The sequence below is a fragment of the Aequorivita xiaoshiensis genome (genome assembly GCF_022008395.1).
GTDB lineage: Bacteria > Bacteroidota > Bacteroidia > Flavobacteriales > Flavobacteriaceae > Aequorivita > Aequorivita xiaoshiensis.
On the sequence record NZ_JAIRBB010000002.1, the window covers coordinates 239,893 to 253,549 of the forward strand.

13 protein-coding genes are annotated in these 13,657 nt (G+C 33.8%); 6 read left to right on the top strand and 7 right to left on the bottom strand.

What is annotated here, in order from left to right; genetic code table 11:
- Positions 1-3: 3 nt before the first annotated feature.
- The 3 genes from K8344_RS04340 to K8344_RS04350 all read right to left on the bottom strand — a co-directional run bounded on the left by K8344_RS04340 (position 4) and on the right by K8344_RS04350 (position 2,794).
- Complete coding sequence (locus K8344_RS04340) at positions 4-483, bottom strand: lipocalin family protein (RefSeq protein WP_237607039.1); 480 nt, start codon at positions 481-483, stop codon at positions 4-6.
- 45 nt (positions 484-528) lie between these two features.
- Positions 529-690, bottom strand: a complete 162-nt coding sequence (locus K8344_RS04345) for a DUF1328 family protein (protein ID WP_237607040.1) — start codon at positions 688-690, stop codon at positions 529-531.
- Positions 691-787: 97 nt separating this feature from the next.
- Entirely contained in the window at positions 788-2,794 is a 2,007-nt protein-coding gene (locus K8344_RS04350) for an alpha-ketoacid dehydrogenase subunit alpha/beta (protein ID WP_237607041.1), read from the bottom strand.
- A gap of 254 nt (positions 2,795-3,048) precedes the next feature.
- Here K8344_RS04350 and K8344_RS04355 point away from each other — a divergent pair, with 254 nt between their 5' ends.
- The 4 genes from K8344_RS04355 to K8344_RS04370 all read left to right on the top strand — a co-directional run bounded on the left by K8344_RS04355 (position 3,049) and on the right by K8344_RS04370 (position 6,197).
- Positions 3,049-3,999, top strand: a complete 951-nt coding sequence (locus K8344_RS04355) for an isopenicillin N synthase family dioxygenase (protein ID WP_237607042.1) — start codon at positions 3,049-3,051, stop codon at positions 3,997-3,999.
- A gap of 72 nt (positions 4,000-4,071) precedes the next feature.
- The gene (locus tag K8344_RS04360; RefSeq protein WP_237607043.1) at positions 4,072-4,401 is read left to right on the top strand and encodes a translation initiation factor; all 330 of its coding nucleotides are present in this window, start codon (positions 4,072-4,074) and stop codon (positions 4,399-4,401) included.
- 63 nt (positions 4,402-4,464) lie between these two features.
- Positions 4,465-5,346 carry a nucleoside phosphorylase gene (locus K8344_RS04365; protein ID WP_237607044.1) on the top strand — a complete coding sequence of 294 codons (882 nt, stop codon included), beginning with the start codon at positions 4,465-4,467 and terminating at the stop codon, positions 5,344-5,346.
- Entirely contained in the window at positions 5,343-6,197 is an 855-nt protein-coding gene (locus K8344_RS04370) for a substrate-binding domain-containing protein (protein WP_237607045.1), read from the top strand. Before K8344_RS04365 ends, K8344_RS04370 begins: the two co-directional genes overlap by 4 nt.
- A gap of 271 nt (positions 6,198-6,468) precedes the next feature.
- On the opposite strand, the gene ung is transcribed toward K8344_RS04370, so the two are convergent.
- Complete coding sequence (gene ung, locus K8344_RS04375; RefSeq protein ID WP_237607046.1) at positions 6,469-7,134, bottom strand: uracil-DNA glycosylase; 666 nt, start codon at positions 7,132-7,134, stop codon at positions 6,469-6,471.
- A 196-nt stretch (positions 7,135-7,330) separates the two neighbouring features.
- On the opposite strand from ung, the gene K8344_RS04380 reads away from it, so the two are divergent.
- The gene (locus K8344_RS04380; RefSeq protein ID WP_237607047.1) at positions 7,331-9,511 is read left to right on the top strand and encodes an endonuclease MutS2; all 2,181 of its coding nucleotides are present in this window, start codon (positions 7,331-7,333) and stop codon (positions 9,509-9,511) included.
- Positions 9,512-9,613: 102 nt separating this feature from the next.
- Positions 9,614-10,015 carry a thiol-disulfide oxidoreductase DCC family protein gene (locus K8344_RS04385; RefSeq protein WP_237607048.1) on the top strand — a complete coding sequence of 134 codons (402 nt, stop codon included), beginning with the start codon at positions 9,614-9,616 and terminating at the stop codon, positions 10,013-10,015.
- A gap of 18 nt (positions 10,016-10,033) precedes the next feature.
- Here K8344_RS04385 and K8344_RS04390 read toward each other — a convergent pair whose 3' ends face one another.
- The 3 genes from K8344_RS04390 to aroC form a co-directional block, all read right to left on the bottom strand.
- Positions 10,034-10,846, bottom strand: coding sequence for a hypothetical protein (locus K8344_RS04390; RefSeq protein ID WP_237607049.1), 813 nt, complete (start codon positions 10,844-10,846; stop codon positions 10,034-10,036).
- Between the two features lie 130 nt (positions 10,847-10,976).
- Entirely contained in the window at positions 10,977-12,422 is a 1,446-nt protein-coding gene (locus tag K8344_RS04395; RefSeq protein WP_237607050.1) for a dicarboxylate/amino acid:cation symporter, read from the bottom strand.
- Between the two features lie 64 nt (positions 12,423-12,486).
- On the bottom strand, positions 12,487-13,554 hold the full coding sequence (gene aroC / locus K8344_RS04400; protein WP_237607051.1) for a chorismate synthase: 1,068 nt from the start codon (positions 13,552-13,554) through the stop codon (positions 12,487-12,489).
- Positions 13,555-13,657 lie beyond the last annotated feature (103 nt).

Consider the following 13,657-nt stretch of genomic DNA (forward strand, 5'->3'; position numbering starts at 1 on the left):
TTTTTAATCGTTTATTTTAGAAAAGTTCATATTAATTTTAAATGGTTTACCATCAAGGCTTACAGTTTGCTCCCAACGCATAGAGTTTTCATTAAGTTGCGTTAAGCTCAATCTATAACCAGCATTTGTATCTGATTTACCTTTGGCGTTTGTGGGCTTAAGTAAGAAATCATACAACCCACTTGTTGGATCTATTTCTTGAATTGTAAAAATAAAGTTACGTTCACCAGTAGGACAGTTAGAATTTTCTATGCTGTATCTACCAGTATTATTGTTAGGGATGAAACGCCACATACTGCCTTCAAAACATTCTGCAGATGTGTCATTAAACAATGTAACGTTAAAAGTACCTGTCGAATCGTAGGTAACTTCATCTAAATTCCAGTAACCTTTAATTACTTTTCGAGATTCTTGTACTGTTTTTGGGGTACCGCAGGCAAATGCGGTTGCAGCAACTAGTGCTAGCATAATTAGTCTTTTCATGATTTTAAATGTGATTTGTTTGTAAATAAATTGGTTAGAATACTACTATTTTCTAAATAATCTAGAAAGTAGGGATAGCACTAGTAATACAATAAAAATCCAAAAAATAACCATTGCGATGTCAGTTGCACCATCCGCGATGCCTCCGAATCCAAAGATTCCAGCAATTATTGCTATTACTAAGAAAATAATAATCCAGCGTACCATATTGTTTAGTTTTAATGATTAGTATTTCACTAAAGTAAACAACAATTTTAGCGTTTGTATTTCCTTTATCTAAAGTTTAACAGAGAGTGTTAAATGATTAATAAGATAATAAGTTAAACAGTTCTTTTTTAAATTTTCCTTTAGAAAGGTAACCTTTTTCAAGGTTTGCGGCAAAAGGGATTGGTGTTTCTAAACTAGCTACACGTTTTACTGGCGCATCCAATTGTTCGAAACAATTCTCTGTAATTAAAGCTGAAATATCTGATGCTATACCTCCAAACATAGAATCTTCTTGAAGAATTATAACCTTCCCAGTTTTCTTTACAGATTTATATATAGTTTCTGTATCCAAAGGTATAAGCGTTCTTAAATCTATAAGGTCTGCCTTAATATCAGGATTTTGCTCGAGAGTATCAAGCGCCCAATGCACTCCTGCTCCGTAGCTTATAATAGTAATGTCTTCTCCTTCTTTTAACAAGGCTGCTTTGCCTAATGGGATTGTAAAATAATCGGTAGGAACATCCTGTCGGATACTTCTATACAGTGCTTTATGTTCAAAGAATAGGACTGGGTTTGGATCCTCAATGCTGGTTGCTAATAGTCCCTTTGCATCATAAGGAAAAGCAGGGTATACAACTTTTAATCCTGGAGTATGTGTAAACCAAGCTTCATTTGTTTGGCTGTGGAATGGTCCGGCACCTACCCCTGCTCCACAAGGCATTCTAATTACTACATCAGCTTTTTCGTTCCATCGGTAATGACTTTTTGCCAAGTAATTAACTATCGGGTTAAATCCAGAACTAACAAAATCTGCAAACTGCATTTCTACAACTGCTTTAAAACCGTTTATTGAGAGCCCCATTCCTGTAGATACAATCGCTGATTCGCATATAGGGGTGTTTCTAACTCTATCTTTTCCAAACTGCTCAACAAAACCATCTGTAATTTTAAAAACCCCACCGTATTCCGCTACGTCTTGCCCCATTATTACAAGGTTGTCATGGCGTTCCATCGATTGTTTTAAGCCTTGAGAAATAGCGTCAATTAATCTAATGTTTTCTTTTTCTGAATTTTCTTTAACTTCCTGATAGTTAAATTCTTTGTAAACATCATTTAACTCATTGGTTTCAGAAAATTCGATTGCAGGTTCTGCAAATGCTATCTCTAAATTTTTATCAATTTCATGTTTAAATTCATTTTTAAACGCTTTAACTTCTTCTTCAGTAAGGATACCTTCAGCTAATAAATAGTTTTCAAAATTCTGTAGTGGATCCTTTTCTTTCCACTTGTCAATTAATTCTGAAGGAACGTATTTAGTACCACTAGCTTCTTCGTGACCTCGCATTCTAAAAGTTTTAAATTCAAAAAGAACTGGACGAGGATTTATACGCATATCTTCAACTATACTTTTTAGCTTAGTGTATACTTCAAGAACATTATTACCTTCAATAATATGCGATTCCATTCCGTAGCCCACACCACGGTCTGCTATATTTTCACAATTGTATTGTTCATTTGTAGGGGTTGAGAGTCCGTAACCATTGTTCTCAACACAAAACAATACTGGAAGTTGCCATACGGACGCTACGTTTAATGCTTCGTGTATATCTCCTTCGCTCATCCCTCCTTCTCCTGAAAATACAGCGCAAACTTTATTATTTTTTTTCAATTTATTGGCTAATCCTATTCCATCTGCAACACCAAATTGAGGACCTAGGTGTGAAATCATACCAATAATATGGAATTCTTGTGTCCCAAAGTGGAAGCTTCTATCTCTTCCTTTGGTAAAACCATTTGCTTTTCCTTGCCACTGTGAGAATAATCGGTGTAAAGGAATCTCACGTGTGGTAAAAACTCCTAGGTTTCGATGCATAGGTAAAATGTATTCATCTTTTTCTAATGCAGAGGTTACTCCAATAGATATTGCTTCCTGTCCTATTCCACTAAACCATTTTGAAATCTTTCCTTGACGAAGAAGAATTAGCATTTTCTCTTCAATTGTACGCGGCTTCAACATAGCGCGATACAGTTTTATTAATGTAGAGTCATCAAGATTTTTTCGGTCGTAATTGTAGAATATTTGTGAAGTTGTTTCAGTTTTCATCTTAAAAAGTTATAACTATCAAAATTAGGAAAAAACCCGTATCTAACAGGATTATTGTAGCAAATTTTATCTTCGCATAAACTTTAACAATTTGGTATATTTGTAAATCTAAAATTCATTGAGAATTGTAAGAATTTTAAAATAGCTTATAATAGTTATACAAAAATGTAGTTGATTACAAATTACAGACTTAGGCCTACTTCCTAAATCTTTAATTTTTAAACAATGAATAAATTCATTAAAAAATTGAAACTATGAATAATATACCAAGTGTTGATTTAGCTGATTTCCTATCTGAAGATCCTAAAAGAAAACAAAAGTTTGTAGACGAAATTGGTTCGGCTTATGAAGATATAGGATTTGTTTCACTGAAAAATCACTTCCTAAGCGATGATTTAGTTGATGAGCTCTACAAAGAAGTTAAGGGCTTTTTTGCACTTCCTGAAGAAACAAAAAAGAAATACGAAATTGAAGGTCTTGGTGGCCAACGCGGATATATTTCTTTTGGAAAAGAACACGCGAAAGGTAAGAAAGAAGGAGATTTAAAAGAGTTTTGGCATTTTGGTCAAGAACCATCTGCAGACGCTAATTTAGATGAAGATTACCCCGAAAACGTGCAAGTAAGTGAACTTCCAGACTTTAATCATACAGGAATGGAAGCCTACAGGATGCTTGAAAAAACTGGGATTTACGTACTAAGAGCTTTAGCATTATATATTGGAGTAGATGAGTTTTACTTCGATCATTGGGCTAATAATGGAAACAGTATTTTAAGGCCAATCCACTACCCACCTATTACTGAAGAGCCTAAAGGAGCTGTACGTGCAGGTGCTCATGGCGATATAAATTTAATCACACTATTGATGGGAGCTTCTGCAGGAGGCTTACAAGTATTGAGAAAAGATGGGGAATGGATTGATGCGATCCCAAATGAAGATGAACTTGTAATAAACGTAGGTGATATGTTAGAGCGCCATACTAATAACAAACTTCGTTCAACTATACATCGCGTAGTAAATCCACCTCGTGAAGAATGGGATACTCCTCGTTATTCTATACCTTTCTTTATGCATCCTCGTAGTGATATGAAACTAAACTGTATGCCAGAGTGTATCGATGAAAATCATCCTAAAGCATATGACGATATTACTGCCGGAGAGTTTCTGCACCAACGTTTGGTAGAAATAGGACTGATTAAAAAGTAACATTTCGACTTCACTCATTAACCAATTTGGACTATTGAGGTTAGCTGAAATATAAATCTTAAACTTTACAATTTGAATTCTTTAGAAGACCAATTAAAAAATTTATTTCCAGATCACGAACCAGAAGACGTTCCCGAAACAAAGGAAGAATCAACAATTTGGTTACAAGACGAGCCTCTAATATGTAAATACGAAAAACGTAAAGGCAAACCTATTACTATAATTGAAAGGTACAATGGTGCCGATTCAGATTTTAAAATACTTTCAAAAGAAATAAAGAAGCTTTTAAGTGTCGGTGGAAGTTTTAAAAATGAACAAATTATAATTCAAGGTGATTATCGAGATAAGATAATGAAGTTTTTGAAGGACAAAGGATTTAAAGTAAAACGTGTAGGAGGATAGTTGAATTTGAAAGAAATCGACTTGAAGCACCTTTATTCACACAGTTAATCACAAAGAATTACTATGCAACTAGAATCTATAAAATCGAGTGAATTAATTTTAACACCTGAGGGCAAAATTTACCATTTAAATCTTGCTCCTTCAGAGTTAGCTCCTACAATAATTACCGTTGGCGACCCAGGTCGAGTTGAGATGGTTTCAAAATACTTCGATTCTATTGAAGTAAAAGCTGAACATCGCGAATTTAAAACGCATACAGGTACTTACCAAGGAAAACGTATCAGTGTTGTTTCAACAGGAATTGGTCCAGATAATATTGATATTGTTTTTAACGAACTCGATGCTTTAGTAAACATTGACTTTGAAAATAGAACGATTAAAAAGAAACTTACTTCTTTGGATATTATTAGAATTGGTACATCTGGTAGCTTGACTGATGAAATTGAAGTAGATAGTTTTTTAATAAGTGCTATAGGTATTGGTTTAGATAATGTTATGCATTATTACAATGATATTGACACCATTTTTGAACGTGATTTTGCCCAAAAATTTATTGATCATACACAATGGAATCCAGATAATTCGGTTCCTTATGCTGTTAAAGCTGATAAAAGTTTATTAGATAAATTAGCTTCTGAAAAAACTTTTAAAGGAATTACTATAACAAATGTAGGTTTTTATGGTCCTCAAGGGCGTGTGCTTCGGGCTAGATTGAGAGATGAAAAACTTAACGAAAAGCTTACTTCATTCCGTATTGATAAAAAGAAAATTACAAATATGGAAATGGAAACGGCAACGATGTATGGTATGTCTAAATTATTAGGCCATAGTGCTATTTCAATGAATGCAATTATCGCTAATCGCGCCACAGGTAGTTTTAGTAAAAATTCGTATAAAACTATTGATGAGCTTATTCGATATACTTTAGAAAAAATTGTACAATGAAAAATTTTTTAATCGGCGGTGTGCCGGAACACTTTAACTTACCTTGGTATATTGCATTGCGCGATAAGGAATTTCACAAGAAAAATATCAATTTGCGTTGGAAAGATTTTCCTGAAGGAACAGGTCATATGGTTCAAGCTTTACGTGATAAAGAAATTGATATGGCAGTAATTCTTACTGAAGGAATTGTTCGCGATATTATAAATGGAAATGAATGTAAGATTGTTCAAGTATTTGTCAAATCGCCATTACTTTGGGGGATTCACGTGGCTGCCAACTCCAAATTTAACGCCGTTGAAGATTTAAAAGGTACCCACGCAGCAATTAGTCGATACGGATCTGGTTCGCATTTAATGGCTTATGTAAATGCCGAAAATCTAGAGTGGGATTTACAATCCGATTTAAAATTCAAAGTAATTCAAGATTTAAATGGTGCAATAGATGGATTGCCTAAAGGTAATGGGGATTATTTTATGTGGGAAAAATTTATGACAAAACCGCATGTAGATAATGGTACATTCCGGTTAGTAGGCTTATCTCCTACTCCATGGCCTAGTTTTGTGATTGCCGTTAGAAATGATGTGTTAGAAAATGAAGCAGATAGTATTCAGGCTATATTGGATGTAATTAACAAGACTACAGCTAACTTTAAAGATTTACCAGAAATAGACGAAGTAATAGCAAAACGCTATGGTCAGAAAATTGAAGATGTCCGTGAATGGTTATCCTTAACAGAATGGTCTGATGTGCAATTAACATCAAAAGAGCTTCAAAATATACAGCAAAAACTTCTAGAACTTCAGCTAATCGATTCTAAGGTTCAGGAAAGCAGTGTGTTACATGCATTCTAAAAAAAATCTTAATATTTACGCAACCCACAAGTAATACTTGCATCTTATTTATATAAATACGAGTATTATGACAACTTTTTTAATCATTTTGGGGGCGTTGTTAGTTACAAACTTCTTGTTACTACAGTTTAGTTGTAATGACGCAAATGCCGATACTGAAGTACCTGAAGAAGAATAGTAAGTTTCGATTCTTCTTTTAAGTAAACAGTATTTTCTGGCTATTTCGCTTAGTAAACTTTGTAATAATTTATAGCGCTTAAAATTTTTTAGCCTACCACTCAATCGGACTTTTTCCAATTTCAATCAAATAATCATTTGCTTTACTAAAATGTTTGTTTCCAAACCAGTAACCCCTATTTGCTGCTAGTGGGGACGGATGTCCGCTGTTTAATATTAAATGCTTAGCACTATCGACTTTGGAACCTTTCTTTTTAGCAGGTCCACCCCAAAGTAGAAAAACAATGCCTTCTTTTTCTTCAGAGAGTTTTTGAATTATAGCATCAGTGAATCTTTCCCAACCTCTTTTTTGATGACTACCGGCTTGATGTGCTCTAACAGTTAAAGTAGCATTTAACATTAAAACTCCCTGCTCAGCCCATCGAAGTAGATAGCCATGGTTTGGAATCTCTTTACCTATATCTGTTCTAATTTCTTGAAAAATGTTCTTTAATGAGGGAGGAATAGCTACATTCTCTCCTACTGAAAAACACAAACCGTGTGCTTGTCCATCTCCGTGATAAGGATCTTGACCTATAATTACCACTTTAACGTCGTTAAATGGTGTGTGATTTAAGGCCGAGAATATTTGATTTTCAGGCGGAAAGCATTTGGATGATTTGTATTCATATTTCACAAATTCTATTAAATCTTTGAAATATGGTTTTTCGAATTCATCTTTTAAAATCGCCTTCCATCCAGGCTCTATTGTTATCTGCATTATACTTACTTTTGTGGACACAAAAATAAGATAACATATTCACGAATAGGTGAATGTTTGAATCTTTTAATTGATTAAAAAAGAAAAGAAAAAGCCTTATTAATCCATTCAAAACTTACTAATTCGTTTTATTTAATTGTTAGCGTTTTAGTTTTTTTAATGTGTTAGTACTAAGATAATCCCAAGAGGAATCTGTATGATTAAAATTGACAAAAAAACTTTAGAGGATCTTGAGTTTCCAACAGTTCTGAATCAGATGTCAGAATTATGTGTTACCGAACCTGGTCGGGAACAGGTTCTTTCAATAAAACCGTTTCAGGAATTTTCTGAGATTGAACCTGAATTATTGCGCTTAAAGGAGTTCACAGTATCTTTTGAAGGCGATAATAAGATACCCAATCACGGTTTCGACCCTATTTTTAGAGAGCTTAAACTATTCAGTATAGAAAATAGCACTTTGGAGATTTCAGGCTTTAGAAAAATTCTTTCTATATCAGAAACCACTCGAATTTTACTAAAATTCTTCAAGAAATATGAAGAATTTTACATACACCTTAATGCTTTTTCTGAAGAAGTAAATTACACTTCAATTATTTCAGACGAAATTAATAAGAAAGTTAATAAATACGGCGAGATTAAAGATGAGGCTTCTATCGAATTAGGAACAATTCGCAGGAGGTTGAACGTTGTAAAAGGAAAGATTAATTCTTCGTTTACCAAAGCTCTTTCTCAATACTCACAAAACGATTATTTAGACGATATTCGTGAATCGGTTGTTGAAAATCGTAGAGTACTTGCAGTAAAAGCCATGCACCGTAAAAAAGTAAAAGGTGCAGTTTTGGGAAGTTCAAAAACTGGGAGTATAGTTTATATAGAGCCCCAAGAAACTCTAGAGTTTGCAAATGAGTTAAGCAATCTATTATATGAAGAGGGAGAAGAAATTAAACGAATTTTAAAAACATTAACTGAATTTGCTCGTCCGTATGCCGAACTGCTAGCTAGTTATCAGGAATATTTAACTACAATGGACGTGCTTTATGCGAAGGCAAAGTACGCACTTAAAATAAATGGAGTTCTTCCTATCCTTACCTATAAAGCTGACGGAAATAATTCTGAGAAAAAGATTTCTTTACTTGAAGCGTATCATCCTTTGTTATTGATTTCTAATAATAAGAGAAAACAAAAAACTTACCCTCAAAGTATTGAATTAATTCCTGAAAAACGGATAATCGTTATTTCCGGACCTAACGCAGGTGGGAAAAGTATTACCCTTAAAACAGTTGGTCTGTTGCAAGTAATGCTTCAAAGTGGTATGTTAATTCCCGTAAAGCCACAAAGTGAGGTGAGCTATTTCAAACGTATTTTAACCGATATTGGAGATAATCAATCTATTGAAAATCACTTAAGTACTTATAGTTATCGATTAAAAAAGATGAATTATTTCCTTAAAAAGTGTAATAAGAATACTCTTTTTTTAATTGATGAATTTGGTACTGGTAGTGATCCAGAATTAGGAGGTGCATTAGCAGAAACTTTTTTAGAAGTCTTTTATGAACGCAATGCGTTTGGAATTATAACTACTCATTATACCAATTTAAAATTATTGGCAAATGAACTTCCGCACGCTATTAATGCAAATATGCAATTTGATAGTAGGTCTTTAGAACCTTTATATAAGTTACATTTAGGTGAAGCCGGAAGTAGTTATACTTTTGAAGTAGCCCAAAAAAATGGGATTCCGTATAGTTTAATAAATAAAGCTAAAAAGAAAATTGAGCGTGGAAAAGTAAGGTTTGATAAAACAATTGCTAATCTTCAAAAAGAACGCTCAAATCTTAGAAAAACCTCTGAATCCTTAAAATCTGAGGAACAAAAAGCACGTATTGAAAGTAAACAGCTCGAAGAAATAAACGCCCGAGTACAAGAAAAATTAGAAAGTTATCAGGAGTTATTCGACGCTAATCAAAAGCTTATAAGTCTTGGTAGAAAGGTTGATTCTCTTGCAGAGAAATACTTCAATAATAAGAATAAAAAACAGCTTATTGACGAGTTTATGAAGCTTGTTATGATTGAAAATAGCAAACGGAAAAAGCTTGCGCCTAAGGTGAAAAAAGCTGTAAAAGCGAAAAAACAAAAGGTAATTAAAGAAGTAGCGAAAAAGGTTGAAGTTATTCGAGAAAGAAAAAAAATCGAAAAAGAAGAAGCAAGAAAACTCCCACCACCAAAACCAAAAGTTACTTTAAAAATTGGAGATAGAGTGAGAATGATAGATGGAAGAGCAATTGGAACAATAGATACTATTGAAAAAAATAAAGCTTTTGTTAATTATGGAACTTTTACTACCAATGTAAGCTTATCTGAATTGGAGAAAGTATAATTATATAATTAAGAAAGGGTAAGTATCAATCTTCAAAAAAATGAACCTCTATCAAATTAGGATAAGTTTTGAGTTTGATTTGAGTGCTTTTCAATAAACATTATGGTTGAAAATTATAAAATAATTTTATTTGACGGCGTTTGCAATCTTTGCAATGGCGCGATTAATTATGTTATTAAAAGAGATCATAACAACGTTTTTAAGTTTGTTGCTCTTCAAAGTGAAATAGGACAAGAACTTACCGCAAAATTCAAAATTGATAGATCAAAGGTAGATTCTATTATTTTAATTGATGGCGATAAGCATTATGAAAAATCTACGGCAGTACTATATATAGCAAAACATCTTTCGGGTGCTTACCCTCTACTTTTTGGGTTTATAATAGTTCCAAAATTTATAAGAAATGCTATTTATGATTATGTGGCTAGAAATAGATATAAGTGGTTTGGTAAAAAGGATAAATGTATGATTCCTACAGCAGAGTTGAAAAATAAGTTTTTATAGCATTCATAGGATTAACTGTTAGTTTGCAACAATTGCGAAGTTATCAAAACCTGCAAAGTCTTCTTGACCATTTTGTTTAATCTTTATTGTTAAGGAAACTGAATTTGTGCCAGGTGGTAGTATCTCTTCGATTACTCCACTATCTGACACTCCTCCTACGCCATTTTGCCCTTCTATTAAGGTTACTTCGGGTTGTGTGATGCCATCAATAATTAATGTATAATAAGCGTTATCACCACCGTCATATTCAAAAAACTCATAATAAAAACTCATTGTGGCACCGTTAGAAGCATTAGAAATATCTATAGTTTCAAAAGTTAATGTAGCATAATCTGCAGTGCCATTTCCATTTTCTGTATCATTTAAATCCATTATGCCCAAGAAATTATTTGTTAATGTTGTAATTACATTAAAACCTCCATTAGTAGCATCAGTCACTCCAAAAAAACCTTTACTACCATTATCAAAAAACGGAACATTTGATGTAAACCCCCAACTTGTATGGAGATCAAAGTTATGGTATAAGTTAACAAAAGCTAATGTGTAATTACAATGTACATCTTCCCACCCAGAGCCATTCCACATTTGCAAGCAATTTAAATCTTCAGTAAACACAAGTAAACCAACATCAGAAGTACTAGGATTAATATTATCTCTTGCTCCCACGTCAGGAACCCGTGGAGGCATAAATCCACCATAGAATACACCATCGGAAGTACTACTTACTTCTAACATAGACGCAGCCGAAGGGGTAGTTGTACCAATACCAACTTGAGAATAAGAAATCCCGGAAACAAGTAAAAAACTTAGCAAATAAAACAACCTCTCCATAACCAACAGATTTACAACATTAATAATGCAGTATTTCTAAATTATAGACTTAGATAAATTTATGGGGAGTATGCTAATATAGAAATTAAATATATAATTTCAAAACGTAAAGTGTTAATAATCAGTGTGTTCAGGAATCGTAGTCGAATGTTTCAGAAGGGTTTTTTCTAGCTTTATACTTTAACATGCCTTCTCCTTTGGCAATTATACTACATACGGTTGCATCACCCGTAACATTTACGATTGTTCTAAACATATCAAGAATTCGATCTACAGGAAAAATTATGGCAATCCAGGCTGGATTTAAGCCAACCGATTCTAATACAATTATAAGCATTACCAGGCCAGCACTTGGTACAGCGGCAGAGCCAATTGAGGCCAATGTAGCAGTTATTACAATAGTTAGTTGCTGCCCTATAGTTAGATCGATCATGTGTAATTGCGCAAGAAAGACTACTGCAACAGCCTGATATAAACAAGTTCCATCCATATTTACAGTTGCACCAATTGGTAAAACAAAGCTGGTAATCTTTTTGTCTACGCCTAAATTTTCTTCAACACATTCCATTGTTACGGGTAGTGTAGCAGCACTACTTGAGGTTGAAAAAGCCAATGTTTGTGCTGGTGCCATCGCTTTAAAGAACCCTCTATATGGAATGGTCCTTACCAAAAGCTTCATAAAAAGAGGATAAATAATGAATACCATTAACATTAATCCTAAGAAAACAGTTAATGAATACCAACTAAGACCTTTAAAAATTTCGTACACTTTGCCTATATCATCTCCCGCCATTTGGCTCACAACTCCTGCTAATAACGCAAATACAAAAAACGGAGCGGCTTGCATAACTAGGTCTACCATTTTTAGAAAAACCTCCATAGCCCCGTCCATAAAATCGGTTACAGGTTTAGATTTTTCGTTGGGAATTAGCAACAAACAAACACCGAAAAATATTCCGAAGAATATTATTTGAAGCATTAAACCATTATTAGTAAGTGAGAAAAAGAAGTTTTCTGGCACTATATCTATTAGGGGTTGTAAAGGAGTACTTTCTTTGGTTTTTTTAGCTGTCTCTAATTTGTCTGAGACTGATGCATCTTTTAATTCTCCTTTAGATAAATTGGTGATTTCCTGTGCGCGTTCAAAAAAGGCGGGATCTTGTAAGTAATTTATTCCATCCTTTATTTGATGTCCCTTAGAATCCGCCCAAAGTTCATAGCTTATACGATTATCTATTCTACTTTGTTCATCTATTAATTTACCAGGCTGAATAGTATTTACAAGAATTAGCCCTAAACTCACAGCAAACAATGTTGTGAATAAATAAGCTAATAGCGTCTTACCTCCCATTCTACCTAAGCTAGAAGGATCTCCAATATTTGCAACTCCAGTAATAATAGAAACTAACACTAATGGAACTGCAATTAATTTTAATAGATTTATAAATATTTTACCAAATGGAGCAATCCAATCCAAGGTAAATTCACTCCATCCTAATTTACTAGAAAGTAATGCCCAAATTATACCTAATACAAGTCCGATTATAATTTTCCAGTGAAGTGCGATTTTTTTCATATTGAAGTTTTGATACTAGATTTTAATTATGGTAAATTATTTAATATAGACAGTTTATGAAATTCTAATTTGCTTTTGAAACTTTATTCAACAACCAAAAATCAGCAATAACTAAAGCTGCCATAGCCTCAACTATAGGAACAGCACGTGGTACCACACAAGGATCGTGTCGACCTTTTCCTTCAGCAATCACCTTCTTCCCTTTGTTATCTATAGTTTCTTGTTTTTGCATAATAGTAGCTACTGGTTTAAATGCTACTCTAAAATAGATATCCATACCATTGCTTATTCCTCCTTGAACTCCGCCGCTTAAATTGGTTTTTGTAGAACCATCGGGATTAAAAAGGTCGTTATGTTCACTTCCTTTCATCTTTGCACCGCAAAACCCACTGCCGTATTCAAATCCTTTTACAGCGTTAATTGAAAGCATTGCTTTTCCCAATTCTGCGTGAAGTTTATCAAATACTGGTTCTCCTAATCCTGCAGGTACGTTTTCTAGTACACAAGTAATTGTACCGCCTACAGTATCACCATTCTTTCTAGTTTCTCTGATAAGCTCTTCCATTTTTTGAGCGCTTTTCGCATCAGGACAACGAACTAGGTTACTTTCGGTTTTTGTAAAATCGAGTGCTTGATAAGGTTTATCTATAAAAATATCTCCAACCGAAGATACAAAAGCGTTAATTTTGATTTCTTTAATTAGTTGTTTCGCAATTGCTCCGGCTACAACTCTACATGCAGTTTCTCGTGCAGATGAGCGTCCCCCACCACGATAGTCACGAATTCCGTATTTTTTATCATAAGTATAATCGGCGTGGGAAGGTCTATATAAGTCTTTTATATGGCTGTAATCCTTACTCTTTTGATTGGTGTTTTCAATTATGAATCCAATGGGCGTTCCTGTAGTATTTCCTTCAAAAATTCCCGAAAGAAATTTTACTTCATCTTCTTCTTTTCGTTGTGTGACAATTGCGGATTGCCCCGGTTTACGCCGCTGTATTTCAGCATTAATTGCCTTAAAATCTATGGAAATCCCTGCAGGACAACCGTCTATCACCCCGCCAATAGCATCTCCATGAGATTCGCCAAAAGTGGTGATTTTAAAGATTTTTCCAAAAGAATTGCCCGCCATAGATTGGTTTTGAACAAATGTAAACTTTCGAATTTAATAATTCAAGGATTCAAAATTCAAAATTCAAGATTTATCATTTAAAAACTTGAAATTCAAGTATGTT

Coding starts and splice junctions, on each gene's coding strand:
- K8344_RS04380 (WP_237607047.1), top strand. CDS start 7,331: ATGATTAAAATTGACAAAAAAACTTTAGAGGATCTTGAGTTTCCAACA.
- aroC (WP_237607051.1), bottom strand. CDS start 13,554: ATGGCGGGCAATTCTTTTGGAAAAATCTTTAAAATCACCACTTTTGGC.
- ung (WP_237607046.1), bottom strand. CDS start 7,134: ATGCAGATAACAATAGAGCCTGGATGGAAGGCGATTTTAAAAGATGAA.
- K8344_RS04390 (WP_237607049.1), bottom strand. CDS start 10,846: ATGGAGAGGTTGTTTTATTTGCTAAGTTTTTTACTTGTTTCCGGGATT.
- K8344_RS04340 (WP_237607039.1), bottom strand. CDS start 483: ATGAAAAGACTAATTATGCTAGCACTAGTTGCTGCAACCGCATTTGCC.
- K8344_RS04355 (WP_237607042.1), top strand. CDS start 3,049: ATGAATAATATACCAAGTGTTGATTTAGCTGATTTCCTATCTGAAGAT.
- K8344_RS04395 (WP_237607050.1), bottom strand. CDS start 12,422: ATGAAAAAAATCGCACTTCACTGGAAAATTATAATCGGACTTGTATTA.
- K8344_RS04345 (WP_237607040.1), bottom strand. CDS start 690: ATGGTACGCTGGATTATTATTTTCTTAGTAATAGCAATAATTGCTGGA.
- K8344_RS04350 (WP_237607041.1), bottom strand. CDS start 2,794: ATGAAAACTGAAACAACTTCACAAATATTCTACAATTACGACCGAAAA.
- K8344_RS04385 (WP_237607048.1), top strand. CDS start 9,614: ATGGTTGAAAATTATAAAATAATTTTATTTGACGGCGTTTGCAATCTT.
- K8344_RS04370 (WP_237607045.1), top strand. CDS start 5,343: ATGAAAAATTTTTTAATCGGCGGTGTGCCGGAACACTTTAACTTACCT.
- K8344_RS04365 (WP_237607044.1), top strand. CDS start 4,465: ATGCAACTAGAATCTATAAAATCGAGTGAATTAATTTTAACACCTGAG.